The organism is Rhizobium sp. WYCCWR10014, assembly GCF_001657485.1.
Lineage (GTDB): Bacteria > Pseudomonadota > Alphaproteobacteria > Rhizobiales > Rhizobiaceae > Rhizobium.
The window spans coordinates 183,598-208,507 of record NZ_LXFU01000050.1 but is presented as its reverse complement, the minus strand read 5'-3'; the positions used below and the strand labels follow the sequence as shown (position 1 = coordinate 208,507).

Below are 24,910 nucleotides of genomic sequence, written 5' to 3'. Positions count from 1 at the left end.
TCTCCCGATGGCTCAAGCGGCTTCCGATGCGGATGCGGCCGTGATGACCGCCTCCGTCGTCAGAGCGCTTCCAGTCAGTTCGCTGACGATTTCGCCGCGCGAGAAAACCAGCGCGCGGTGGCAGATATGGGCGATTTCCTCGAAGTCCGTCGACACCACGACAACCGCGAGACCGGCCTCGAGCGCCTGGGTGATCAGACGGTAGATCTCCGCACGCGCGCCGATGTCGACGCCGGCAGTCGGATCTTCTGCGACCAGCAGCTTGCGGCCGGTCGCCAGCCAGCGGCCGACGACCACTTTCTGCTGATTGCCGCCCGACAGGGCCTCCACCGGCAGATCCGGGTCGTTCGGCCGCAGGCCGACGGAGTGGCCGATCTTATGGGCAAGATCGGCTTCGCCGCGCGGCGACAGGAAGGACAAAAGCCCACGCCCGACGGCTCCCGGATTGAGATAGGTATTTTCCCGGATGGACAGCGAGAGCGCCACGGATTCCTCCGTCCGGTCACGGGCAATCAATCCGATACCCGACGCCATGGCCCGCCGCGGGCTGGAAAGGTCGGGGGCCTCGTCATGCAGCAGAACCGAGCCGTTAAAGGGCTCGCAACCGAACAGGGCGCGGCCGATCCGTTCCTGACCGGCGCCGCGCAATCCAGCCAAGCCCAGAAACTCGCCCTCGCGGATATCGAACGATATCGCGCCTGTGCCGGCGCAAACGAGATCGCGAACCTTGACGATCGCCTTGCCGGGCGTGATCGCCGTCTTGGAAAAGAGGCTGTCACCGCTGCGGCCGATGATCATCGTCACCAGCTCGTCTGGGGTCGTCTCGCTGACCGGCTTCTGTCCCACCATGCATCCGTCGCGCAGAACGGCGACCCGATCGGCAATCCGGAAAATCTCGTCCAGCCTGTGGGAGACGTAGATCATGCCGACGCCGCGATCCTTTAAGGGGCGGATCGCGTTGAACAGCCGATCGACTTCGTCGGCGGGAAGGCTCGCCGTCGGCTCGTCGAGCACCAGCACGTCGGCTTCGACGGCAAGCGCACGGGCAATGGCGACAAGCGATTTTTCGGTGCGCGACAGCGCAGAGACCCGCGTCGTGGGGTCAAAATCACAGCCGACCAGTTTCAAGGCTTCCTTGGCGCGTGCCTGCGTCCTGTTCCAGTCGATCAGGCCGCGACGCATCGAGAAACCCTGAGATAGACCCATGTTCTCGCCGACCGTCATCCACTCGATCAAACCGAGATCCTGGTGGATGAAGGCAACCGGCTGCCGCTCGTTCGGCTTCGGGGGGCGATGATGGTAGCTCTGACCGCGAAAAAGGATGTCGCCGGCATCCGGCTTGTAGATGCCCGCAAGCGTCTTGATGAGCGTCGATTTGCCGGCGCCGTTTTCCCCCAGCAGCGCGAGGATTTCCCCCTCGCGCAGATCGATCGACACGTCACGCAGCGCCTGCGTGCCGCCGAAGCTCTTGGTGATCGACTGGAACTCCAGCAGTCTCTTGGCTTCCACTGTGGCTCCTCCCAAAGCTGCGGTTGTCATGGATGTATGTTATCGATAACATTTATGGATGGTCAAGCGGAAAGATGACGATCTCGAATTTCTCGGAGAGATTGACGTCAGCCGGCCTGAAATCCGTCGAGAAGACGCATCATCTCGGCGGAGTCCTTCGGCCCGAGGCCGGCAGCGCAAAGCAGGCGATGAATTTCGACCGCGGAGCCGGTCATCGGCAATGGCGTCTTCGTCTTCAGCGCAAAGGCCTGAAGCGAATCCAGGTCCTTCAACATGTTGTCGATTCTGCCTGTCGGCGAGAAATCCCGGGCAGCGAATTTTGCCATGAACTCCTGCATTATCCGGTTATCAGCCCTGCCGCCGGCAAGGGCTGCCGGAATGGCGGCCGGATCGACGCCGCCGGCTTCAGCGAGCTTGACCGCCTCCGCGACGGCCTGAAACAGCACGGCGCAAAACAGCTGATTGATCAGCTTCGTCGTCTGCCCGGCGCCCGATGCACCCATCAGCGTGTAATTGGCGGCAAGATGCCGCATCACCACACGCGCCCGCTCGAAATCCTCAGGGCTGCCACCGGCCATAATCGTCAGGCGTCCGCTCAGCGCACCTGGCACGCCGCCGGAGAGCGGGCAATCCACCCATGCCATGCCGGTTTCCCGACGCAGCCGCATCGCCATGTCGGCCGTGTCGGCGGGGTCGATCGACGACATGTCGATCAGCAGCTTGTCGGCATTTGCAGCGGCCGCAACACCCTTTTCGCCGAAGACGACAGCGCGGACGATATTTGCATGATTGAGGCTCAGCACACAAAACGCCGACCGTGAGACCGCTTCCTCCACGGAGCCGGCCGCGCGTGCGCCCTTGGCCTGCAAAGCCGCAACTTTTTCGGTATCCAGGTCGAAGACCGAGACCTTATGCCCGGTTTCGATCAGTCGGGTGACGATCGCCGTTCCCATGATGCCGGCACCGATGACGGCGACATCTGCTCTGTAGTCATCCTGCACGGTAATCTCCTCCCTTGATGGTTATGCCGCTCAGCCCCTTGCAAGCCAGCGCCACGATATCATCCAATGCATTATCGATCGCCACCGTCACGACACCAGCTTCACCGGTCGGCGGCTCCAGTGTTTCCAGCTGGCTGTCAAGCAAGGACGCCGGCATGAAATGGCCTTGGCGTGCCTGCATCCGCGACAATAGGAGCTCGCGGGATCCCTCCAGGAAAACAAAGACCAGCCGCCCGGTAGCCGCCTGCCGCAGCCTATCGCGATAGTGTCTCTTCAGCGCCGAACACGAAATCACCAATCCTTGCGACGCTTCTTGCGCGGTCCTTATTTCCGCGCCGATCCGGTCGAGCCAGGGCAAGCGGTCGTCGTCGGTGAGCGATATGCCCTGCGCCATCTTCTCAACGTTTTCAGCGGGGTGGAGTTGGTCGCCCTCCAGAAACGGCATGCCGTTTTGAGCGGCGAGACGTTCTCCGACCGAGGATTTGCCGCAGCCGCTGACGCCCATGACGATGACGGCCAGAGGTGGTGTCTTTTGCTCCAAGTCCATCGTCTCTCTATCAGAGGCAGGTCGTGATGCCGCCGTCGACATACAGCGTGTGCCCGTTGATGAAGGACGAGCCGCGGCCCGACAGGAAAACGGCGGCGCCGACCAGTTCCTCGACATTGCCCCAGCGTCCGGCCGGCGTCCGCTTCTCGAGCCAGGACGAGAACTCGGGATTGTCGACGAGTGCCTGATTGAGCGGCGTCTTGAAATAGCCCGGCGCAATCGCGTTGATCTGCAGGCCGTACTTGGCCCAGTCGGCGCACATGCCGCGGGTCAGATTGCGCACCGCACCCTTGGTCGCCGTATAGGGAGCAATGCCCGGGCGCGCCAATTCGCTTTGAACGGAGGCGATGTTGATGATCTTGCCCTGGCCGCGGGCGATCATGGGTTTGGCCGCTGCCTGGCCGACGTAGAACACGCTCGAAATATTGGTGGTCAGCAGCAGCTCCCATTTGTCCGCCGGAAAATCTTCCAGCGGCGTGCGAAACTGCATACCGGCATTGTTGATCAGGATGTCGAGCGGCCCGATATCGGCTTCGATCACGTCTATGCCTTCTTTGGCAGCGTCCTTGCTGGTCACGTCGAAGATCGCCGCATGGGCAGACAGGCCTTGATCCCTGAGACTGTCGACCGCGCGTTTGACACTTTCGGGCGTGCGGCCGTTGATGATCACCTCGGCGCCATGCTGCGCCAGGCCTTCGGCCAGGGCATAGCCAATCCCCTGGCTCGAGCCGGTGATCAGGGCGCGCCGTCCGGTAAGATCAAACAAGTTCTTCATGTAAATCACTCCTCCGGTCTCGCCGCAGGCGACGGCTTCGACTGCCGCTGACGGTGAAACTCACTTGACATCCCATTTCCGAATTATATGTTATCGATAACATAATCAACTGTCAAAATGCGGGATGGAAACGGAATGCCTGAGGTAGAAATCTTGATGACCGGAGCTTATCCGGAATGGGACATGGTGGATCTGGAAGCGAACTACCGCATCCATCGCCTGTGGGAAGCGACAGACCGGCAGGAGCTGATTTCCAGGGTCGGCAAGGATATCCGCGCCATAGCGACCCGCGGCGAACTCGGAGCGTCAGCAGAACTGATGGCGCAATTGCCGAAACTGGAAATCGTCTCCTGTTACGGCGTCGGCACCGACGCAATCGACTTGTCCTATGCCCGCGCCAACGGCATTCGCGTCACGAACACGCCCGATGTGCTGACCGAAGATGTCGCCGATATCGCCATCGGACTGCTGCTTGCCACGGCGCGGAAGATCCCGCAGGCAGATGTTCTCGTGCGCTCCGGCCAATGGGGCAGTGTCGCCATGCCGCTGGTGACGCGCGTCTCGGGCAAGAAGGTGGGGATCGTCGGCATGGGCCGGATCGGCAAGGCAATCGCCAGAAGGGCTGCCGCGTTCGGCTGCGACATCTCCTATTTCGCTCGCCATGACCACACGGATGTAACTTACGCCTATGAACCCGACCTGATCGCACTTGCGGATTGGGCCGATTTTCTGATCGTCATCGTCCCCGGCGGGGGGGCGACCATGAAGATCATCAATGCTGAGGTGCTTAAAGCACTTGGTCCGAACGGCATCTTGATCAATGTTTCGCGCGGGACGACCGTCGACGAAGAGGCGTTGATCGCAGCCCTTCAAGACCGCACCATCCAGGCGGCTGGCCTCGATGTCTTCCTGAACGAACCCAAGATCGATGCACGTTTCCTGACGTTGCAAAACGTCGTGTTGCAGCCCCATCACGGCTCTGGCACTGTCGAGACCCGCAAGGCCATGGGCCAACTGGTCAGAGACAATCTCGCTGCGCATTTTGCAGGCAGCCCGCTTCCAACTCCCGTCGTGTGAGGGTCCCGATATGAAAGCCATCGTCATTCATGCCGCCAAGGATCTCAGGATCGAAGAGCGCGAGCCGGAGGTTGCGGGCGCCGGGCAGGTGGAGATTGCCATCGAAGCCGGCGGCATCTGCGGTTCCGACCTGCATTATTACAATCATGGCGGTTTCGGCACCGTTCGCCTGCGCGAACCGATGATCCTCGGCCATGAGATCGCCGGCACGGTCAAGGCGCTGGGTTCCGGCGTCGCCGATCTTGCCGTCGGAGACCGTGTCGCGGTTTCCCCGAGCCGGCCGTGCAACCATTGCCAATATTGCCTGAAGGGGCAGCAAAACCACTGCCTCAACATGCGGTTTTACGGCAGCGCCATGCCGATGCCGCATATTCAGGGGGGCTTTCGCCAGCGGCTGGTAGCGGAACGCTGGCAATGCCACAAGGTCACGGACGGCATTTCCATCCATGAGGCAGCCTTTGCCGAACCCTTTGCGGTGACGCTGCATGCGGCAAACCGCGCCGGATCGTTGCTGGGCAAACGGGTGCTCGTCACCGGGTGCGGCCCCATCGGGATGTTGGCGATCGTTGCGGCGCGTGTTCTCGGCGCCCGCGAGATCGTCGCGACCGACGTGACCGACAGCGTTCTGGCGATTGCCCGCACCAGCGGCGCCGACCGAACGATCAATGTTGCCACGCATGCTTCCGACCTCGCGGCTTACAGCGCTGACAAGGGATATTTCGATGTCATGTTCGAAGCGTCAGGCAATGAGCGGGCCGTGCGCGCGGGCCTGGAGACGCTTAAGCCCCGCGCCGTTCTCGTGCAGCTCGGCCTTGGCGGCGATGTTTCCATTCCGCAGAACATGATCGTTGCGAAGGAAATCGAGATGCGCGGCACATTCCGTTTTCACGAGGAATTTGCCCTCGCCGTCGAACTGATCAACGCGCGTCGCGTCGATCTGAAGCCGCTGCTGACAGGTGTTTTCGGGATCGAAGAGGCAGTTGCCGCCTTCGAACTGGCAGGCGACCGCAGCAAGTCCATGAAAGTGCAGATCGCCTTCTGACCGACTGTATGATCCCTGCAGCCATTCAAAGTGTTGCATCGCCGCGCATCTGAAAAGACGCGCGGCGCTTCAATCGGTCGGCGCGCCGTTCCGGTCTGTGCTTTCGCGCAAGACAACCTTGTAGCCGGTCAACGTGATCTCATCGCCGGTCGCTTCGCCGGTATGGAGGGTATCCAGCAGGCGGGCAGCCGCCTGGCGGCCGATGCCATAACAGTCCACATTGATGGTGGTGATGCGCGGATGACAGATGGACGAGATCTCGTAATCGCCGAAACCGGCAATGGCGATGTCCCGCGGAACCTTCATTCCCCGGCGCGTGCATTCCATGATGGCGCCGAAGGCGGAAAGGTCTGAGACGCAGAGAACCACTTCCGTGTCCGGCCAGCGCTCCAGCAGACTGACGATCGCCTGGCCGCCTTGTTCCATGGTGATGGGCGGGACGCCGAAGGAAATCATCCGTCCTGGTCCGAGGCCCAGTTCTTCGACAGTTTTCTGGAAACCGCTTCGCCGCTGGCTGCCGCGCGTATCGCGCGCCGTCGTTCCGCCGATATAGCCGAACTTCCGATATCCCTGTCCGGCAAGCGTCCTCACCAGCAAGGCCATCGCCTCGCTGTTGGAAAAGCCGACGACCTGATTGATCGGATCTTCCGGAAGTTCCCAGGTCTCGACAACGGGAATGCCGGCTTTTGCGAGCATACGCCGCGCGCGCGCGGTGTGCGAACCACCGGTCAGGATGATGCCTTCAGGGCGGCGGCGCAGCATCGCCTCGATCAGCTCTTCCTCTTTCTCCGCCGAATAGTCGGTATAGCCGAGAAGAAGCTGAAGGCCGGTATTCTGCAGCGCATCGGTCATGCCCCGCGCCGTGTCGGAAAAATTCGAATTGTTGATGGAGGGTACCAGGGCGGCGATGAAGCCGCTCCGCCGCGACGAAAGACTGCCGGCAGACAGGTCGAGCACATAGCCGAGCGCGTCGACGGCTTCCATGATGCGCTTGCGGGTCTCCTCGGAAACGCTCGCATCCTGGCGAAAGGCACGCGAAACGGTCATGGCGGATACGCCGACATATTTGGCGACCTCCGCCATCGTCAGCTTTTGAGCCTCTCCCGGTTTGAGACGCTTGTCTTTCGGCACATCCTCGTTCTTCACTGGTCTCCGCTTTCGCACAGCTTCCGGGTTGGGGCAATTCAACACACGATAAAGTTATCGCTATCATCGCACAATCGATTTTATTGCAGCAACGCACCGAACCAACGGGCGAAAACCAAGATTCCTGGCACATTTTCGCAGAGACCGGCAGGCCGATGCCTATACGAAGCTCGCAAAACGCGACAATATGATATCGATAACAATTGATGATACGGAGGAGCATCATGTTCGGGCAAATTGACGGTACTGGGTTTGAGGTTCTCGACCCTCGCTTTGAAAGCTGCTTTGTCGGTCACGCTCGCGTTGAGCGGCTTTGGACGGGTGGCCGCTGGCTGGAGGGGCCGGCCTGGTTTGCCGCCGGGCGGTATCTGGTTTTCTCGGATATCCCCAACAACCGAATGATGCGTTATGACGATACCAGCGGGCACACATCGGTATTCCGCGCACCCAGCAACAATTCGAACGGCAACACTGTCGACAATCAGGGACGGCTCATCACCTGCGAGCATCTGACGCGCCGTGTCACGCGAACCGAATTCGACGGCACGATCACCGTTCTGACCGATCGAATTGCAGGCAAGCGGCTCAATTCTCCAAATGACGTCACCGTCAAGTCCGATGGAACCGTCTGGTTCACCGACCCGAGCTACGGCATCCTCCACGACTATGAGGGCGACTACGGCGAAGCGGAAATCGGCGGATGCCACGTCTACCGGCATGATCCGGCAACAGGCACGACCGATCAGGTCACGTCCGATTTCGTCAAGCCGAACGGGCTGGCCTTTTCCCCGGATGAGACGGTGCTCTACATTGCCGACACCGGGGCAACGCACCTGGCCAGCGGTCCGCGCCACATCAGAAAGCTCGCCGTGTCGAGCGATGCCCGGCTGACCGATCTCGGCGTTTTCGCAGAATGCACCTCAGGTCTGTTCGATGGCTTTCGCGTCGACCGCAAAGGCAAGATATGGACGAGCGCCGGCGATGGTGTCCACGCCTATGATCCGGATGGAACGTTGCTCGGCAAGATCCATATTCCTGAGGGCGTCTCCAACGTCACGTTCGGCGGAGAGAAACTGAACCGTCTCTTCATCACCGCGAGCACGTCTCTCTACGCTGTTTATCTGACCGCCAACGGGTCGAGACTGGGGTAACGCCGAATAGAGGCCGCCTTGGGACGGCCTCTCGTTTGCCGCGGTTTTTACGTCTTGCCTCACCGTTGACTGAGGCCGTCCGCCAAACGAACGAGGCCGAGGAAATCCGACCTGTAGCCGAAGGTGTCAGTCCCTCGCGATGCCGCGGCGAGATCGGCAATCGCCCGATAGGAATAGGAATCGACGGCGGCGATGTGGCTTAGTTTCTGACCGAAGGCGGCGACGGCCACCGAGAAGCGGACATCCTGCGGCGTGGCGTCGATGGTGGCGACCGCGTTGTTGTCGTCGACAGGCGTGGTGATGAGGGCGCTCTTATCCTCGCCCGGCCGCTTGTAGCGCATCTTGACGAAGGCAAGTTCGCCGTGATGGGCGCTGTCGGAGGCCTCGGCCGGCACCTTGTTGGCTGCGCCGTACCGCAGGTCGTCATTCATCACCGCCGGGCTTCCCTTGGGCGTAATCTCGTAGATTGCCGTGACGCTGTGGCCAGAGCCGATATCGCCGGCATCGACACGGTCATTGTTGAAATCCTCGCGGTTCAGCGCCCGCGTCTCGTAGCCGATCAAGCGGTATTCGGCGATCCGTTCCGGGTTGAACTCGACCTGGAACTTGACGTCGCTGGCGATCGGAAACAGCGTCGAGCCTGCTTCTTCGACCAGCGTCTTCTGCGCCTCGGCCAAGGTGTCGATATAGGCGGCGCTGCCGTTGCCGTTCTGCGCCAGTGTCTGCATCAGGGAATCGTTGAGATTGCCCCGCCCGAAACCGAGAACGGTGAGGAAGATGCCGTCCCTGCGTCTCTCTTCGATGATCCGCTTCAAATCCTCGTCGCTCGACGGGCCGACATTGAAGTCGCCGTCCGTCGCCAGCATTACGCGGTTGACGCCGTCCTTGACGAAGGCCTGTTTGGCAAGATCGTAGGCCGCCTCGATGCCTTCGGCGCCGCCGGTCGAGCCGCCGGGCTCCAGCTTGTCGATCGCCGACAGGATCTTCGATTTCTCCGCCACGCGTGTCGGGGACAGCACGGTGCCGGCATTGCCGGCATAGGTGACGATCGAGACGGTATCGTCGGCCTTCAGCCTGTTGACGAGGAGCCGGAAGGCGCTCTTCAGCAGCGGCAGCTTGTCCGGCTCGTCCATCGAACCCGACACGTCGATCAGGAAGACCAGATTGGCATGCGGCGTGGTCGCCGGCGCGATGTCATAGCCCTTGATCGCCACATGCATCAATTCCGTGTCGTGGTTCCACGGGGTCGGCATCACAGTCACCGTCGCCTTGAAAGGCTGGGCGGCATTTTCAGGACCCGGCCAGTCATAGGGGAAATAATTGATCATCTCCTCGACGCGAACCGATTGCGGATCGGGCAGCGCCCCGCCCGTCAACGAGCGGCGGACGAAGGAATAGGACGCGCTGTCGACATCGGCGGAGAAGGTCGAAACCGGATCCGTCGCGACGCTCTTGATCGGATTGGCCGCTGCATTGGCAAACCGCTCGCGATTGGGATCGAGCTGCATCTGCACGCGCCCCTCCGCAGGCGGCGCAGGCGAGGGGGCGATGGCGGCCATCGGTTCGGCAAACTGCCGCTGAGGGACGATGCCGGGAGCGGCCGGCGCAGCGCGTTTGGCCGCCCCGAGTGCCGCGGCAGAACCCTCCGGCTTGTTCGTGAGGGCGGCGTTGGCATCGAATTCGGATGTCTGCGACGCATCGGGTTTCGCGAGGGCCGGTGCCTCCTTGTCCTGCGGGGCTTGCGCGACAGCAACAGATTGCTCAGCCGGGCTGTCGTTCCCGGCCGGTATTTGCGGCGCAACCGCAACCGGCTGACCGGCGGTTGCAGCCGGTTGTTTCGACGCCTCACTTTTCGAAAGATTGCCGGCGATCTCAGTCTGGTCGGCGATCGGCAATTCGTTGCGAGTCAGCTCGATCGTAAGGTAACCGGCGGCCGGAATGACCAGCAGCGTCGCAAGCGCTGAACCGGCGAGGAATTTCTTGTTCATGGCAGGGCTCCATATCCAGTTGATAATGGAGCTTTGACGCCAGCCTTTTGCATTTCCTTGGGCTGCCTGCGCACTATTTTCCGCGGTGTCGAAGGCCTGCATCGCGGCAGTCAGCGCACGCGCACGCGCCTCCGGCGTCGCTGCCGGCGGTGTCAGGCGGGAGAGCTTTTCGAGTTCCTTGTCCACGGTCATACCTCTTCCTTGCCGAGCACGGCCTTCAGCCTCTTGCGCGCCTCATGAACCTGCCAGGACACGGTCGCCTCCGAACAGCCCATGACATCGGCGGCCGCCGAATGGCTGAGACCTTCGCCATAAACGAGCAGCACGGCATCGCATTGCCTTTCCGGCAAGGCGCGCACGGCTGCCCATAATTCGCTCGATAGCTCGTCGTCATTTCCATCAGGCGCATCGGGTTGCGGTTCGGCGGCGTAAGCTCGGAATGTCTGCTCCTCTCGTGCAAGCTTGCGTCTATGGTCGCGGGCGGCGTTGAGCGTCAGAGTATAGAGCCATGTCCTGAAGCGGCTGGCGCCGCGAAAGCTGCGGATGGCCGCGCCGAGCTTGACGCAGACCTCCTGGGCGATGTCGTCGGCATCCGTGGAACTGCCAGACCAGCGCCACGCCGTCGCATGGACGAAATCATAATGGCGCGAGACCAGTTGCCCGAAGGCCTCCCGGTCGCCGCCCTGCGCTCGTTCTATGAGCTCCGCGTCCAATTCCGCACCTACCCCATGCTACCAAGCAAGATGCTATTTCCAGATTGAGACGTTTCTCGGATGGCTTTCCTTGGGTCGATGGCGAAAAAATTATCGGGAATTTTGAGTTGGCGCGACATTCGCGGGTCGCGACCAGACAGGTCGTCCCCGCCACGAAGGCGCATGATGAGGACAGAGTCGGCCAGGGACATGATCTGTCATGTCCCAAATCGCGAAAGGACCTCCATGTCCGCTCAACCGCCTATCCCCACTGAAAGGGGCATCCTGCAGTTTCTGGCGATTTGCGATTCCTTCTATCCGCCGGACGCCGTTCAAGCATCGATCGAACAGCAGCGAGATTGGTACGACGCTCTCTGCGCACGCTTTGACCGCCCGCTGCCCCCGGAGATGATCTTTGCGGACGGGATGCTGCAGCGCATACCGATCCGGCGTTACCGTCCGCGGAAAATCAGCACGCGCACCATTCTGCTCTACCTTCATGGCGGCGGCTTCGTTGTCGGTTCGCTCGAGAGCCATCATGCCATCTGCGCCGAGATCGCCGATTTTGCCGGCGCGGAACTTGTGTCAGTCGATTACCGGCTGGCCCCTGAATATCGCTGGCCGGCGCAGACGGATGACGGCTTTACCGTGTTGAAGCATCTGCTTTCCGCCAACAGCAAGGTCGTGCTGATCGGCGACAGCGCCGGGGCCAATCTGGCGGCGGGCCTTGCATTGCGGGCGCGCGACGAGGGCCTGTCCGGCGTCGTCGGCCAGGTCCTGATCTATCCGGCGCTCGGCGGTGACCTTGCTGCAGGCTCCTATGTCGAAATGGCAGCGGCTCCCGGATTGACGACGGCGGATGTCGCCTATTACCGCGAGATCCTGCAGGCCCCGGCAGGCAATGAGATCGCCGAGCCGCTGCGGGCAGTTTCGCTTGCCGGGCTGCCGCCGGCCTTCATCACGGTCGCGCATTTCGATCCGCTCCGGGACGACGGCCGGCACTATGCCGCCCGGCTCACCGCGGAGGGCGTCGAAGTCTGGTTCCGGGAGGAGCCGCAGATGGTGCATGCCTGGCTCCGCGCCCGTCACATGAGCGATGGCGCACGCGACGGCTTCCGTGCCGTGTGCGAGGCCATAAGGCGTTTTGCGCAGACCTGACGATCACATCAGGTCACGCGCGATCCGCCTTTCCGCAAAGACCTTTTCGAAGATCTGCACGTCGTCCTCGAAAGCGGTGACGACAGCGCTGATGATCCAGTCGCTCCGGGTGCAGGCAATGCGCGCGGTCGCGACCGTGCGGACGAACCAGCCGGGGCGGCGCATATCGCAGGTCCAGGTCGATGTCCCGGTCATCGACTGGGGATTATCGGGCGCAATCGACCAGACCTCCTCCCGCAATTGCCGGGTCGAGAGACCTGTCTCAGGGTGTTCGGTGAGCCCGGTATCCTCGTGGATGTGATACTCCGTCCGGGCGGCCGAGAGATCGCGGACGACCTGCCGCTTCGTCGCGGCCGCCGCGTGCTCGATGTATTTCGGCAGCGGATCGGGATTGGCCGGTTCCTTGATGTCTATCCGCTGGTGCTCGCCGAGCATCGGCAGCCCCAGACCGATTGCGGCGATATCGACCTCGATGCCCTCGTCATCAGGCGGCGGCAGGATCATCGGCCAATATGCGGTGGACAGGGAAAGGCGGATGCGATGCCCTTTGCGGAAGCGATAACCGCAGGCATCGAGCACCAGCCGGATCGACACCTTCTCGCCTGGTATCAGCGGCTTGGGATCTGCATTGCCATCCCGGTGAGTGAGATTGACGACGCCGAAGGCGACACGCGTTGCCGTGCCATCCGGATGGACATCGACGAGCCGGGCGCAGAGATTTCCGCCCGCCGCCCGCGACCGCAGCACAAGCGTGAGCACAGGCCGGCCGAGATAGTCGTAGTCGCCGGCAAGCGGCATCGTATCGAAAATCAACGAGCCGGCATCGTCCGAGCGTTGATCGATCGCCATTTCGGCGTCGGGCTTCAGCGTGAAATATTCACCGGATGCCGTCCCGGTGTCGAGCGGAGAATGGAGATAGACGGGATGTTCTGGCGCGTGCGGAATCGGCATGCCTTCCGTCAGCTTGCCGAACTGCTCGACATAGAAGCACTGCATCTGTGGCGGCGACCAGACGTTCTTGGCAACCCAGAAACCCGGGTCGCTGTCACGGCGTGGGGCAGGGCGAATGGCATCGAGAATATAGGCGCGGGCTTGGGGCAGCCCGTCGATCCCATTGTCCTCGCCCCGCAACCATTTGTTCCACCAGGCGATCGCTTCGCCATGGAAATCCGTGCGCGGCTTCGGCCAGGCGAAGTGCGGATATTTGTGAATCCAGGGACCAATCAACGCCTTCGCTTTGCCGCCCAGGCCTTCGATCGCCATCAGAGGGGTATTGCGGTAGCCGTCAGCCCAGCCGGCGATGACAAGCGCGGGAATCTCCACGCTCGAAAAATCCTCTGAGATCGAGCCGTGACGCCAGAAATCGTCGCGCCGCTGATGGGCCAGCCACTCCTCCATGAAGAAGGGTTCGCCGGCCAGGCGTTCCAACCACATCTCCTTCCAGCGTTCGCCGACAAGTGCGGGATCGGGCGGGCGCGACTGGTAACCGAGCATCGTCGCCGCCCATGAGAGCTGGGCGGAGAGATGGCAGCCGTTCTTGTAGTGGATGTCGTCATTGTAGCGGTCGACGGTCGAGGCGATCGATATGACGGCTTTCAGCGCCGGCGGGCGCAAGGCTGCGACCTGCAGGCTGTTGAAGCCGCCCCAGGAGATGCCCATCATGCCAACCGCGCCGTTCGACCACGGCTGCGCAGCAATCCAGGCGATCAGCTCGCAGGCATTGGCAAGCTCGCATTCGGTATATTCGCCGTCAATGACGCCGTCGGATTCTCCTGATCCGCGGATATCGACGCGCACGCCGGCAATGCCTGCGGCCGCGAAGACCGGATAGGTCGACTCATCCCTGAGACTGGTTCCGTCCCGCTTGCGATAGGGCAGGAATTCGAAGACAGCGGGAACGGGATCTTCCCTAGCGCCATCCGGCATCCAGATGCGTGCGGCAAGCCGCGTCCCATCCTTCAGCGTAATCCATTCATTCTCGATGGTGGTGAAGCCGCGAGAGGTCATGCTCATTCCTTGATGCACATTCCGTGAGACGAGGGCTCTGCCCTCGTCGAGTCAGTTACCGGCGCTCTCCATGCGACGCGTGGCAAGCACCCGTTCCAGCCAGCCGATTTCCATTTCCGGTACGGATTTCAACAGCAGATCGGTGTAGTCGTCAAAGGGCGGCGACAGCGCCGTCGATTTCGGACCGAACCGCACCAGCTTGCCACGATGCATCACCGCCACGCTGTCGGCAATCGCCCGGACGATCGCGATGTCGTGGGTGATGAAGACATAGGACAGCTGTTCTTCTTCCTGCAGGCGCAGGAGCAGTTTGAGGATACCCTCCGCCACCAGTGGATCGAGCGCCGAAGTCGGCTCGTCGCAGAGGATGAGTTCGGGCTTGGCGGCAAGCGCTCTGGCGATCGCGACGCGCTGCTTCTGGCCGCCGGATAATTCGGCCGGGTAGCGATCGACAAAGCCCTTGCCCATTTCGATCTGGTCGAGCAGTTCCTTGACCCGGGCGGTTTTCTCGGCACCTCTCAAACCATAATAGAAGGTCAGCGGGCGGCCGATAATGTAGCGGACCGTTTGCCGCGGGTTCATCGCCGTATCGGCCATCTGGTAGATCAGCTGGATACGCCTCAGATCGTCGTTCGGCCGGCTCTTGAGGCCCGGCATCAGCGGCTTGCCGTCAAAGACGATGCGCCCGCTGCTCGGCGGCAACAGGCCGGTGATGACGCGCGCCAGCGTCGATTTGCCTGAACCGGATTCGCCGACGACCGCGAGCGTCTGCCCCTTCGGCACATGCAGCGAGACATCGTGCAGCACCTTGAAGCCGTTGGAATATTCAGCGCTGACATTCTCCACTTTGAGAAGTGCTGCTGGTCGGTGGCTTCCTCGCGGTAGGCCTGCCTGACATTGACGAGGGCGCGGGTATAATCCTCCCGCGGCGCCTCGATGATCTGCTGGACGCTGCCGTATTCGACTTGCTTGCCATAACGCAGGACCATGATGTCGTCCGAGATCTGGGCGACGACGGCAAGGTCGTGGGTGATGTAGAGAGCGGCGGTGTGCGTTTCCTCGATGGCATGCTTGATCGCCGCCAGCACGTCGATCTGCGTGGTGACATCGAGTGCTGTGGTCGGTTCGTCGAAGACGATCAGTTCGGGATTGGAGCAGAGCGCCATCGCCGTCATCGCGCGTTGCAGCTGGCCGCCGGAGACCTGGTGGGGAAAGCGCTCGCCGAAACTTTCGGGATTGGGCAGGCCGAGAACCCCGAACAGATAAAGCGCCCGTTTTCGCGCCTCCTCCTTGCTCATCAATCCATGTTTGACCGAAGCCTCGATCACTTGGTCGCCGAGTCTGTGCGCCGGATTGAAGGCGGCCGCCGCCGATTGAGCGACGTAGCAGACCCGGGCGCCGCGAATTTTCCGGATGCCGTTCTTGCCGAGCGTCAGGATATCGGCGCCGTCGAGCAAGACCTCGCCGCCGGTGATTTCGGCGCCACCACGGCCATAGGCAAGCGCGGAAAGGCCGATCGTCGATTTGCCGGCGCCCGATTCGCCGATCAGGCCGAGAACCTTGCCTTTCTGCAGGTCGAAGGAAACCCCGTCGACGATCGTCACTCGCTTCGGCGGCTCGCCAGGCGGATAGCTGGTTGCTTCGATCTTCAGATTGCGAACGGAAAGAAGCTCAGGCATCGCCGCGCCCTCCCTTGAGGCTGGATGTGCGTTTCAGGAGCCAGTCGACGACGAGGTTGACACAGACGGCAAGCACGGCAATCGCCGTGCCCGGCACCAGCGCTGCCGAGATACCGAAGATGATGCCGTCCTTGTTGTCCTTGACCATGCCGCCCCAATCGGCAGCGGGCGGCTGAATACCGAGGCCGAGGAAGGAAAGCGTCGAGAGAAACAGGATCGAGAAGGCGAAGCGCAGCCCGAACTCGGCCAGCAGCGGCGACAGCGTGTTCGGCAGGATTTCGCGGAAGATGATCCAGAGCTTGCCTTCGCCGCGCAGTGTTGCCGCCTCGACGAATTCCATCACCGCGACATCGAGCGCCACGGCGCGGCCGAGACGGTAGACGCGGGTGGAATCGAGGATCGCCATGACAAGGATTAGCACGATGATGTTCTGCGGCAGGACCGCAAGAACCACCAGCGCGAAGATCAGCGTCGGGATCGACATCATCAGATCGTTGAAGCGCGAAAACACCGTGTCGATGATGCCGCGCGAGACGGCAGCGGTGAAGCTCAGGATGATGCCGAGCGAGAAGGAGATGACGGTGGCGGCGGACGAGACCAGCAACGTCGTGCGTGCGCCATAGATCAGCCGCGAGAAGATGTCGCGGCCAAGATTGTCGAGGCCGAAGATATATTGATTATCCGGCAGCTGCCAGACGTCGCCGACGACCTGCGTCTCGCCATAGGGGGCGAGCCAGGGGGCGAAGAGCGCGAAGATGAAGGCGATGGCGATACCAGCCATGCCGATCCAGGCGGTGATGGGGATGTCTCTCAATCTCATCGCGGATGCCTCAGCCGGGGATTGGCGATAATCGCGAGGATATCGGCCGTCATGTTGAGGAAGATGTAGACAGCCGCGAAGATCAGGCCGCAGGCCTGCACCACGGGCATGTCGCGCACTGTGACCGCATCGACCATATATTGCCCCATGCCGGGATAGACGAAGACCACTTCGACAACGACGACCCCGACCACGAGATAGGCAAGGTTCAGCGCGATGACATTGATGATCGGCGCGAGCGCGTTGGGGGCAGCATGCTTGACGATCGCGCGGAAGGCGCTAAGGCCCTTCAGTTCGGCGGTTTCCATATAGGCCGACGACATGACGGAGAGGATCGCCGCCCGCGTCATGCGCATCATATGCGCAAGCACGACGAGCACCAGCGTCGCCGTCGGCAGCGCGATCGCCTTCAATCGCTCGACGAGACCCATGCTGTCGTAGACGGTCGCTGGAAAGGTCGCCATGCCGAGCTTCACCGCGAAGAACAGGATCAGCAGGTAGCCGATGAAGAATTCCGGCAATGAGATCGCCGCGAGCGAGATAATGTTGATGATCTTATCCGGTAGGCGGTTGCGGAAATGCACCGACAGCATGCCGAGGCCGACGGCGAGCGGCACTGATATCACCGCTGCGAAACCCGCCAGAAAGAGCGAATTGCCGAGACGTTTGCCGATCTGTTCGCTCACTGAATTCTTGCTGGCCCAGGAAGTGCCGAAGTCACCCTGGACGGCGTTGCCGAGCCACTCGACATAGCGCGTCGTGACCGGCCGGTTCAGCCCGAGATCCTCTCGAATATTGGCAACGGCCTGCGGTGTCGCCGACTGACCGAGATAGGTTGTGGCAAAATCGCCGGGCAGGGCTTCCAGACCACCGAAGATCAGGATGGAGACGGCAAAAAGCAGGACCAGGCTGAGCACGAAGCGCTCGAGGATAAGGGCAAGCAGCGGAAAACGCTGCCGGAACCCGAGGCCGGGCAAGATGCTTGGGGCAGGATTGGTCATGGCGAGGACCTCGCGCTAAAACGTCGGGAGGACCGCGGGGTTTCATCCCACGGTCCCGGCTTCGTTGGAGATCGGAGGGGCAAACGCCCCTTTGCCATCAGGCGTCCAGCCAGACGCGGGTCGCGACGTAGCCGTTCGACATGTCGTTGCCGATATCGTGGACATAACCCTTCACCTGCTTGGTGGAGGCGTTCACGAAGTCGTTGAACATCGGCAGGATCACGCCGCCCTCGTCGCGCACCATCATCGCCATGGCGCGATACAAATCCTTGCGCTTGGCTTCGTCCAGTTCGGATCGGGCCTGCAACAGCAGCTTGTCGAAGTCAGGACGCTTGAACTTGGTGTCGTTCCAGTCCGCCGTCGAGAGATAGGCGGTGGAATACATCTGGTCCTGTGTCGGCCGGCCACCCCAATAGGAGGTCGAGAAGGGCTGGACGTTCCAGACGTTGGTCCAGTAGCCGTCGCCCGGTTCGCGCTTGACCTCGATCTCGATGCCGGCCTTCTTGCAGCTTTCCTGATAGAGGACGGCTGCATCGACACCGCCGGGGAAGGCGACTTCCGAGGTGCGCAGGAGAACCGAGCCGCTATGGCCCGACTTCTTGTAGTGGAAGGCGGCCTTGTCGGGATCGTAAACGCGCTGCTCGATGCCCTCGGGGAACAGCGCATAGGTGCTGTTGATCGGGAAGTCGTTGCCGACCTTGCCGTAGCCGCCGAGGATCTTCTGCACCATGGTCTCGCGGTCCATGGCGTATTTGAGGGCCAGGCGCAGGTCGTTATTGTCGAACGGCGCCTTGTCGCAATGCATGATGAAGACGTAATGGCCGCGGCCGGCGGTCGAAAGAATCTCGACGTTCGGGGCGCGCTTCAGCAGATTGACGGTCTTCGGGTCGACGCGGTTGATGTAGTGCACCTGGCCGGACGACAGGGCTGCGATGCGGGCGGTCGCATCGTTCATGCCGATGATCTCGATCGAATCGACGTAGCCCCGGTCGGTGCGCCAGTCGTCCTTGTTCCTTTCGAAGGTGGCGCGGACGCCGGGCTCGAAGCTCGTCATCTTGTAGGGGCCGGTGCCGATCGAGGCCAGCGGATCATCGACGCCGCCGTTCGGCTGAATGACCAGATGGTAGTCCGACAGCAGCAGCGGCATGTCGGCATTGCCTTCGCTGAGCGTCAGCACCAGATTGCCGCCGTCGGCCTTGATCTCCTTGATCGAGCCGAGAACACCCAGCGCACCGGATTCCGACTTCGCGTCGGTGTGGCGTTTCAGCGTCGCAACAACGTCGTCGATCGTCAGTTCCTTGCCATCGTGGAACTTGACGCCCTTGCGGATCTTGAAGGTCCAGGTCACCGCATCCTTCGACGGCTCCCAGGATTCGGCAAGCGAGGGCACGGCGGCACCCGTCAGCGGGTCGGACTCGACCAGCATGTCGCCCCAGCAGCGGCCGATGCAGAACATGACCTGCGACAGGAACTTCGCCGGATCCTTGGAATCGGTGGCTGCGCCTCCTTCGAGGCCGAGCTTCAGGTGGCCACCGCGTTTCGGTTCGGCGGCTTCGGCGCTTTCGGTGAAGAGCTTATCGGCGACGGCAAGTGTGATGCCCGCCGCCATGGCGCGTCCCATGAATTCGCGGCGGCTGAGCCCGCCGGCGGTGACACGGCTTGCGAGATATTTCGTGTAGTCGTTCATTCCCCAGTTCCTTCTTTATGGTGCGTTGACAGAACTTCCGGGCAGGTCCGCAGGCAGTTTCCTCTCCACCTCCGGTGCCCGCATCATGCGGGAAAATAATGCGGTTGCTGCCGCCTGGTTATTTCCCTTTCCAAATGGGGCTTCGCTTCTCGGCGAAGGCCCGTGCGCCTTCCAATTGGTCCTCGCTCGAATAGAGCCTGTCGACCGTCGCAAACTGCCGCTTGGTGATCTTGTTCATGGCAGTCTGGAACGTCGAACCCTCCGCTTCGCGCACGATTTCCTTGATGGCCGCATAGACGAGCGGCGGCCCGCTCTCCAGCAGCCGGGCAAGCTCCCATGCTCTCTCCATCAGCCTGTCGGCCGGCAGGACCTCGTTGACGAAACCCCAGCGATGTGCCTCGTGAACGTCGAGCCAGCGACCGGTCAAAAGCATGTCCATGGCGATGTGGTAGGGGATGCGTTTCGGCAGCTTGATCGAAGCTGCATCGGCAACCGTGCCCGAGCGGATTTCCGGCAGAGCGAAGGTCGCATGCTCGGCGGCGAGGATCAGGTCGGCCGACAGCGCAATCTCCAGTCCGCCGCCGCAACAGATGCCGTTGACCGCACAAATGACCGGCTTGTTGAGGTCGCGCAGTTCCTGCAGCCCACCGAAGCCTCCGACGCCGTAATCTCCATCGACCGCATCGCCTGATGCCGCCGCCTTGAGATCCCAGCCGGCACAGAAAAATTTCTCGCCGGCGCCCGAGACGATGGCGACACGCAGCGTTGGATCGTCGCGGAAATTTCGGAAGATCAACCCCAGGGCACGGCTGGTCGCAAGGTCGATGGCATTCGCCTTCGGCCGGTCGATGACGACTTCGACTACTCCGCCGTCACGTCGTGTGCGAATGTGGTCGCTCAACCTATGCTACCTCCTCCGCCGTATCAGAGCATCGACTACGGCAACGCCACGCCCTTCGGGAAGAACCATCAATGGATTAATGTCCAGTTCCTCCAGGGATGTCGCGTTCTTTACGACATAATCTGCCGTTGCTGAGACAGCGCCGACAGCAGCTTCGAGATCGCCTTTTGGCCGCCCACGATAGCCATAGATCAATTTTGCAAGTTTGAGACGCGAAATTGCCGCGTGAATATCGGTTTTCGTCGCCGGAAGAGGCAAGATGATGGAATCTTCAAGCAATTCAACGAAGATTCCGCCCGCTCCAAGCGTGAGCGACAATCCGAAGACAGGGTCGCGGATGGCGCCGACAATGAGCTCGGCGACCGGTGGATCGATCATTTTCTCAACGAGATAGCCGGCATTCGGCGGCATTGTCGCCGCCGCATTCGACACAGCCTTAATATCCTTCAGGTTGAGTACGACGGCCCCAGCCTCGGTCTTGTGGGCAATGCCGAGCGCTTTGAGCACGACGGGAAAACCGAGCCGCTCGGCCTGCTCGGCCGCTTGACCGGGAGAAGAGGCCAACAGCCCGTGCGGAACCGGAAGGCCGAAGGCGGCCAGCTCCGCCTTCGCATCGGCCTCCGTCAACGTCTCGATTTCGCCATCCATAGGGGACACGTCGAGCAGCGGCAGGGGAGGCGGGCGATCCCACGCCTGGCCGATGCCGGCGGCGACTTCCGCTGCCGTGATGGTTTCGTCGATGCCGCAGAAGGCAACGATGCCATTTGCCATCAGCCGATCGGCGATCGGCTCCGGCATGTTTTCCGGAAGGGTCGCCAGAAGGCCGGCCAGCGCACCGGTTGCGGCGGCCGCCGTCATGACCGCGTCTACCGTCATCGCCCATTCGGACGCATCGCAGCGGTCACCGCGGGGGAAGTCGAGGACGACGAGATTGAGCGCATAGCCGCCCTCGAACATGGCGCTGAAGGCTTCAGTCTGGCGTGCGAGATCGCCCCAGACGAAGGTGTGGTAATCGAGCGGATTGGAAAGCGTCACCATCTCGCCGAGGACCCGCCGCAGACGGGGTAGCTGTTGCGGCTGCAGCGCGGGGAATTCCACATTGCGACCGACGGCGGCATCCGCCATCAGCGAGGCTTCGCCCCCCGAACAGCTCATCGACGAGATCGAATGACTTGCGAGCGGTCCGGCGACATGCAGCAGCTTCAGGGTTTCAAGCAGCGCCGGCAAGGTCTGGACACGGCCAAGACCGAGGCGGGCGAGCACGGCATCCGCGACGGCATCGCTGCCGGCAAGCGAGGCGGTATGCGACACCGCCGCGCGTTTTGCCTGCTCGGACCTGCCGACCTTCAGCACGACCACCGGCTTCCTCGACCGCCGGGCCATGGTGGCCAGGCGTTCGAGTGCAGAGAGGTCCCCGAAACCTTCGACATGAAGGCCGACCGCCGTGACACGCGGGTCGTCGATCAGTGCGCAGGCGACATCGGCAAGCGATGTCTGCGCCTGATTGCCGGCAGTGACCACATAGGCGATCGGCACGCCGCGGGTCTGCATGGTCAGGTTGATGGCGATGTTGGAGGATTGCGTGAGAATGGCGACGCCACGTTCGATACGCTGCATGCCATGTTGATCGGGCCAGAGCAGCGCACCGTCCAGACCGTTGATCAGCCCGTAGCAATTCGGCCCGAGGATCGGCATGTCGCCAGCCGCCTGCAAAAGGCCCCGCTGCAGCTCGGCACCGTCGTCGAGTTCCGCCGTCGCCTCGCTGAAACCCGATGCATAACAAACTGCACCGCCGGCGCCGGCCTCAGAAAGGCTGCGGACGATCTCGACGGTCAGCATCCTGTTGACGCCAACGAAGGCTGCGTCAGGCGCCTGGGGAAGATCGGATACGGAACGATAGCAGGACCGCCCGAGCACCTCGTCGAGCTTCGGATGGACAGGCCAGATCTCGCCCGCAAAACCCATGCGGTCGCATTGCTCGATCACCCTGCGCGCCTCGCGGCCGCCGAAGACGGCGATCGTTTGCGGTCTGAGCAGGCGGTCGAGCGGGCGAGGCGTCATCGGCTCACGCTCCCAACGGTCTAAGCAGATCGCGGCTGATGATATGCCGCTGGATTTCAGAGGTGCCGTCCCAAATGCGCTCGACGCGCGCATCGCGCCAAAAGCGGGCGAGCGGCAGGTCGTCCATCAGGCCCATGCCGCCAAAGATCTGGATCGCCTCGTCCGTGACGCGGGCCAGCATTTCGGAGGCGTAGAGCTTAGCCGAGGCGATCTGCCGGTCTGCGGGGTGGCCGGCATCGACCTGCCAGGCGGCGGCAAGCGTCAACCAGTCGGCCGCGTCGATCTCGGTAATCATGTCGGCGAGCTTGAAGGACACGCCCTGATTGGCACCGATCGGTTTGCCGAATTGCTTGCGCTCGGCGGCATAGGGCAGGGCCAGGTCGAAGACACGCCGCGCCCGGCCGACGCAGGTGGCGGCAACCGTCAGCCGCGTGCCGTAGAGCCATTGGTTGGCGATATCAATGCCGCGATGCACCTCGCCCAGCACTTGGGCTTCGGGAATCCGGCAATCTTCGAAGCTGAGCGTGGAGTTGTGGTAGCCGCGATGTGAAACGGAATCGTAGCCTTTGCGGATTTCGAAACCCGGCGTGCCGCGATCCACTAGGAAGGCGGTGATCTTCTTCTTGATGCCTTTCGGCGTTTCTTCCTCGCCCGTCGCGGCAAAGACGATGACGAAATCGGCGACATCGGCATGGGAGATAAAATGTTTCGTGCCGTTGAGGACGAAGTCGCTGCCGTCGCGGCGGGCGGCGCATTTCATGCCGCGCATATCAGATCCGGCGTCCGGCTCGGTGATCGCGAGCGCATCGATCTTCTCACCGCGCACCGCGGGCAGGAGATAGCGCTCACGCTGCTCGCCCTCGCAGGCCATCAGGATGCCTGAAGGCCGGCCGAAGAAAACCGTCAGCCCCAGGGAGCCGCGCCCGAGCTCCCGCTCGACCAGCGTGAAGGTGACATGGTCGAGGCCGGCGCCGCCGACTTCTTCCGGGAAATTGCAGGCGTAGAAGCCAAGATCGATGCATTTGCGCCGGATCTCGTCTCCGAGCTCCGGCGGGACGATGCCGCTGCGCTCGACCTCGTTCTCGTGCGGATAAATTTCGGTCTCGACGAAGGCGCGGACCGTCTCGACGATCATTTCCTGTTCTTCGCTCAGTCCGAAATTCATGCCGATCCTCCTACCGTTTCTGGCCGACGTGACGGCCAACACCTTCAGGCGCGACCAAATTCTCATGCGCTTCGGCGATCGCCTTGACCTTGTCGAGAATGACGGCCGGCGCCGGTGTGGCCCTGCCGGCCTTGCTGTCGACATGCAGCAACATGTGCTCGGCGGTTGCGAGAGCCTCGCCCGTCGCCGTGTCGTACAGGGTGTGGAAGACGTGCAGCCGCTTCTCGTCGACACCAAGGATCTGGCAGGTCGAATGGATGGCCTGGCCGAGCTTCGCCTCGCCGAGATGGCGGATGTGGGTTTCCACCGTGTAATAGCTCTGCCCCGCCTCGACATAGGCGAGATCGACGCCGATGAGGCGCAGCAATGCATCTGATGTATCGCCGAAAACCTGCAGGTAGCGGTGCTCGGTCATATGACCGTTATAGTCGACCCAGGCGGGGCCGACCTTCGTCTCGACGAGCTTCAGCGGCTTCGACGGGTCGAAAGAGGTGGTCGCTGTGCCGGCTGTTGCCCAGAGCGATTGCTCGAAGTCTTTCAACAGCTTGCCGGCGCCCCAGCCCTCGCCGCCGCGACCGCCCTTGAGGGCCTGCAGGATGCCGACGAGGTTTTCATCGCGGGTGCGTTCGAGCTCGCGGATCGACAGGCCCGCCGCCTGTTCATCGGATTGCCGGCCGATCTTTTCGATCAGCGCATCGTCGAGATCGACGACATCGGTGAGCTTGGTCCAGGGCCAGGCGAGGCATGGACCGAACTGGGCAAGGAAGTGGCGCATCCCGGCCTCGCCGCCGGCAATGCGGTAGGTCTGGAACAAGCCCATCTGCGCCCAGCGCAGGCCGAAAGAGTAGCGGATGACGTCATCGAGCGTCTCGACGGTGCAGATATCGTCGTGGATCAGCCACAAGGCTTCGCGCCAGAGCGCTTCGAGCAGCCGGTCGCCGACGAAGGCCTCGATCTCCTTGGCGATGTGGACGCCCTTCATACCGATCGGCACCAGTCTTTCCATCGCCGCCTGGATGGTCGCCGCCGAGGTCTGTTCCCCACCGACGATTTCGACGAGCGGCAGCAGATAGACGGGATTATAGGGGTGGGCGACGAAGAGGCGTTCGGGATGCTTCATGTCGCGCTGCAGATCGGTCGGCAGCAGGCCTGAGGTGGAAGAGCCGATCAGGGCGTCCGGGCGCGCCACAGCATCGATCTCCGTCAGGACGCCGCGCTTGAGGTCGAGCCTTTCCGGCACGCTTTCCTGAATCCAGTCGGCGCCGGCGACGGCTTCCTCGAGCGTCGTGCAGAAGGTCAGCCTGCCGCGCGGCGGCAGGGGTGCTCCGGTCAGCATGGCATAGGCTTTTTCGGCGTTGGCAAGCACTTCGCCGACGATGCGGCTCGCTTCCGGATGCGGATCGAACACGTTCACGTCGATGCCGGCCAGCAGAAAACGCGCGATCCATCCGCCGCCGATGACGCCGCCGCCGATACAAGCCGCCTTGTTGATCCCTGTCATGC

Annotated in this window: 19 protein-coding genes and 1 pseudogene; 4 read left to right on the top strand and 16 right to left on the bottom strand. The window is 62.2% G+C overall.

Annotation, left to right across the window (positions count from 1 at the left end; all coding sequences use genetic code 11):
* Positions 1–12: 12 nt before the first annotated feature.
* From A6U98_RS29610 to A6U98_RS29595, 4 genes are all read right to left on the bottom strand, one after another.
* Entirely contained in the window at positions 13–1,509 is a 1,497-nt protein-coding gene (locus tag A6U98_RS29610; protein WP_064654489.1) for a sugar ABC transporter ATP-binding protein, read from the bottom strand.
* Positions 1,510–1,616: 107 nt separating this feature from the next.
* Positions 1,617–2,510 (bottom strand): NAD(P)-dependent oxidoreductase, encoded by an 894-nt coding sequence (locus A6U98_RS29605; protein WP_064654488.1) that lies wholly within the window; start codon positions 2,508–2,510, stop codon positions 1,617–1,619.
* Entirely contained in the window at positions 2,500–3,057 is a 558-nt protein-coding gene (locus A6U98_RS29600; RefSeq protein WP_064654487.1) for a gluconokinase, read from the bottom strand. Before A6U98_RS29600 ends, A6U98_RS29605 begins: the two co-directional genes overlap by 11 nt.
* A 10-nt stretch (positions 3,058–3,067) precedes the next feature.
* On the bottom strand, positions 3,068–3,832 hold the full coding sequence (locus A6U98_RS29595) for an SDR family oxidoreductase (protein WP_064654486.1): 765 nt from the start codon (positions 3,830–3,832) through the stop codon (positions 3,068–3,070).
* 135 nt (positions 3,833–3,967) lie between these two features.
* Between A6U98_RS29595 and A6U98_RS29590 the strand changes: the two genes are divergently transcribed.
* Entirely contained in the window at positions 3,968–4,909 is a 942-nt protein-coding gene (locus A6U98_RS29590) for a 2-hydroxyacid dehydrogenase (RefSeq protein ID WP_064654485.1), read from the top strand.
* A gap of 10 nt (positions 4,910–4,919) precedes the next feature.
* Complete coding sequence (locus A6U98_RS29585; RefSeq protein WP_064654484.1) at positions 4,920–5,951, top strand: L-idonate 5-dehydrogenase; 1,032 nt, start codon at positions 4,920–4,922, stop codon at positions 5,949–5,951.
* A 69-nt stretch (positions 5,952–6,020) separates the two neighbouring features.
* Here the strand turns inward: A6U98_RS29585 and A6U98_RS29580 are convergent, their stop codons facing one another.
* On the bottom strand, positions 6,021–7,097 hold the full coding sequence (locus tag A6U98_RS29580; protein WP_064654483.1) for a LacI family DNA-binding transcriptional regulator: 1,077 nt from the start codon (positions 7,095–7,097) through the stop codon (positions 6,021–6,023).
* A gap of 224 nt (positions 7,098–7,321) precedes the next feature.
* On the opposite strand from A6U98_RS29580, the gene A6U98_RS29575 reads away from it, so the two are divergent.
* Positions 7,322–8,248 carry an SMP-30/gluconolactonase/LRE family protein gene (locus A6U98_RS29575; RefSeq protein WP_064654482.1) on the top strand — a complete coding sequence of 309 codons (927 nt, stop codon included), beginning with the start codon at positions 7,322–7,324 and terminating at the stop codon, positions 8,246–8,248.
* 59 nt (positions 8,249–8,307) lie between these two features.
* On the opposite strand, the gene A6U98_RS29570 is transcribed toward A6U98_RS29575, so the two are convergent.
* Complete coding sequence (locus A6U98_RS29570) at positions 8,308–10,428, bottom strand: VWA domain-containing protein (RefSeq protein WP_064654481.1); 2,121 nt, start codon at positions 10,426–10,428, stop codon at positions 8,308–8,310.
* Positions 10,425–10,949, bottom strand: a complete 525-nt coding sequence (locus A6U98_RS29565) for an RNA polymerase sigma factor (RefSeq protein WP_064654480.1) — start codon at positions 10,947–10,949, stop codon at positions 10,425–10,427. The genes A6U98_RS29570 and A6U98_RS29565 overlap by 4 nt, the downstream gene beginning before the upstream one ends.
* Positions 10,950–11,174: 225 nt before the next feature.
* Between A6U98_RS29565 and A6U98_RS29555 the strand changes: the two genes are divergently transcribed.
* Positions 11,175–12,086 carry an alpha/beta hydrolase gene (locus A6U98_RS29555; protein WP_064654478.1) on the top strand — a complete coding sequence of 304 codons (912 nt, stop codon included), beginning with the start codon at positions 11,175–11,177 and terminating at the stop codon, positions 12,084–12,086.
* A gap of 3 nt (positions 12,087–12,089) precedes the next feature.
* Here the strand turns inward: A6U98_RS29555 and A6U98_RS29550 are convergent, their stop codons facing one another.
* From A6U98_RS29550 to A6U98_RS29510, 9 genes and pseudogenes are all read right to left on the bottom strand, one after another.
* The gene (locus A6U98_RS29550; protein WP_064654579.1) at positions 12,090–14,093 is read right to left on the bottom strand and encodes a CocE/NonD family hydrolase; all 2,004 of its coding nucleotides are present in this window, start codon (positions 14,091–14,093) and stop codon (positions 12,090–12,092) included.
* A gap of 51 nt (positions 14,094–14,144) precedes the next feature.
* Positions 14,145–15,772 (bottom strand): annotated as a pseudogene (locus tag A6U98_RS29545) (ABC transporter ATP-binding protein).
* Positions 15,765–16,592, bottom strand: a complete 828-nt coding sequence (locus A6U98_RS29540; protein ID WP_064654477.1) for an ABC transporter permease — start codon at positions 16,590–16,592, stop codon at positions 15,765–15,767. Before A6U98_RS29540 ends, A6U98_RS29545 begins: the two are co-directional and overlap by 8 nt.
* The gene (locus tag A6U98_RS29535) at positions 16,589–17,593 is read right to left on the bottom strand and encodes an ABC transporter permease (protein WP_064654476.1); all 1,005 of its coding nucleotides are present in this window, start codon (positions 17,591–17,593) and stop codon (positions 16,589–16,591) included. Before A6U98_RS29535 ends, A6U98_RS29540 begins: the two co-directional genes overlap by 4 nt.
* 97 nt (positions 17,594–17,690) lie before the next feature.
* Positions 17,691–19,280, bottom strand: coding sequence for an ABC transporter substrate-binding protein (locus A6U98_RS29530; protein WP_064654475.1), 1,590 nt, complete (start codon positions 19,278–19,280; stop codon positions 17,691–17,693).
* 118 nt (positions 19,281–19,398) lie between these two features.
* A complete protein-coding gene (locus A6U98_RS29525; protein ID WP_064654474.1) occupies positions 19,399–20,181 on the bottom strand; it encodes a carnitinyl-CoA dehydratase in 783 nt (260 codons plus the stop codon).
* A 6-nt stretch (positions 20,182–20,187) separates the two neighbouring features.
* Positions 20,188–22,242, bottom strand: coding sequence for an acetate--CoA ligase family protein (locus A6U98_RS29520; RefSeq protein WP_064654473.1), 2,055 nt, complete (start codon positions 22,240–22,242; stop codon positions 20,188–20,190).
* 4 nt (positions 22,243–22,246) lie between these two features.
* A complete protein-coding gene (locus A6U98_RS29515; RefSeq protein ID WP_064654472.1) occupies positions 22,247–23,407 on the bottom strand; it encodes an acyl-CoA dehydrogenase family protein in 1,161 nt (386 codons plus the stop codon).
* 10 nt (positions 23,408–23,417) lie between these two features.
* Positions 23,418–24,908 carry a carnitine 3-dehydrogenase gene (locus A6U98_RS29510; protein WP_064654471.1) on the bottom strand — a complete coding sequence of 497 codons (1,491 nt, stop codon included), beginning with the start codon at positions 24,906–24,908 and terminating at the stop codon, positions 23,418–23,420.
* Positions 24,909–24,910: the final 2 nt, after the last annotated feature.

Excerpts from the sequence above, each read along its gene's own strand:
- A6U98_RS29600 (WP_064654487.1), bottom strand. The coding sequence starts at position 3,057 with ATGGACTTGGAGCAAAAGACACCACCTCTGGCCGTCATCGTCATGGGC.
- A6U98_RS29595 (WP_064654486.1), bottom strand. The coding sequence starts at position 3,832 with ATGAAGAACTTGTTTGATCTTACCGGACGGCGCGCCCTGATCACCGGC.
- A6U98_RS29590 (WP_064654485.1), top strand. The coding sequence starts at position 3,968 with ATGCCTGAGGTAGAAATCTTGATGACCGGAGCTTATCCGGAATGGGAC.
- A6U98_RS29585 (WP_064654484.1), top strand. The coding sequence starts at position 4,920 with ATGAAAGCCATCGTCATTCATGCCGCCAAGGATCTCAGGATCGAAGAG.
- A6U98_RS29575 (WP_064654482.1), top strand. The coding sequence starts at position 7,322 with ATGTTCGGGCAAATTGACGGTACTGGGTTTGAGGTTCTCGACCCTCGC.
- A6U98_RS29570 (WP_064654481.1), bottom strand. The coding sequence starts at position 10,428 with ATGACCGTGGACAAGGAACTCGAAAAGCTCTCCCGCCTGACACCGCCG.
- A6U98_RS29555 (WP_064654478.1), top strand. The coding sequence starts at position 11,175 with ATGTCCGCTCAACCGCCTATCCCCACTGAAAGGGGCATCCTGCAGTTT.
- A6U98_RS29550 (WP_064654579.1), bottom strand. The coding sequence starts at position 14,093 with ATGACCTCTCGCGGCTTCACCACCATCGAGAATGAATGGATTACGCTG.
- A6U98_RS29540 (WP_064654477.1), bottom strand. The coding sequence starts at position 16,592 with ATGAGATTGAGAGACATCCCCATCACCGCCTGGATCGGCATGGCTGGT.
- A6U98_RS29535 (WP_064654476.1), bottom strand. The coding sequence starts at position 17,593 with ATGACCAATCCTGCCCCAAGCATCTTGCCCGGCCTCGGGTTCCGGCAG.
- A6U98_RS29530 (WP_064654475.1), bottom strand. The coding sequence starts at position 19,280 with ATGAACGACTACACGAAATATCTCGCAAGCCGTGTCACCGCCGGCGGG.
- A6U98_RS29520 (WP_064654473.1), bottom strand. The coding sequence starts at position 22,242 with ATGACGCCTCGCCCGCTCGACCGCCTGCTCAGACCGCAAACGATCGCC.
- A6U98_RS29515 (WP_064654472.1), bottom strand. The coding sequence starts at position 23,407 with ATGAATTTCGGACTGAGCGAAGAACAGGAAATGATCGTCGAGACGGTC.
- A6U98_RS29510 (WP_064654471.1), bottom strand. The coding sequence starts at position 24,908 with ATGACAGGGATCAACAAGGCGGCTTGTATCGGCGGCGGCGTCATCGGC.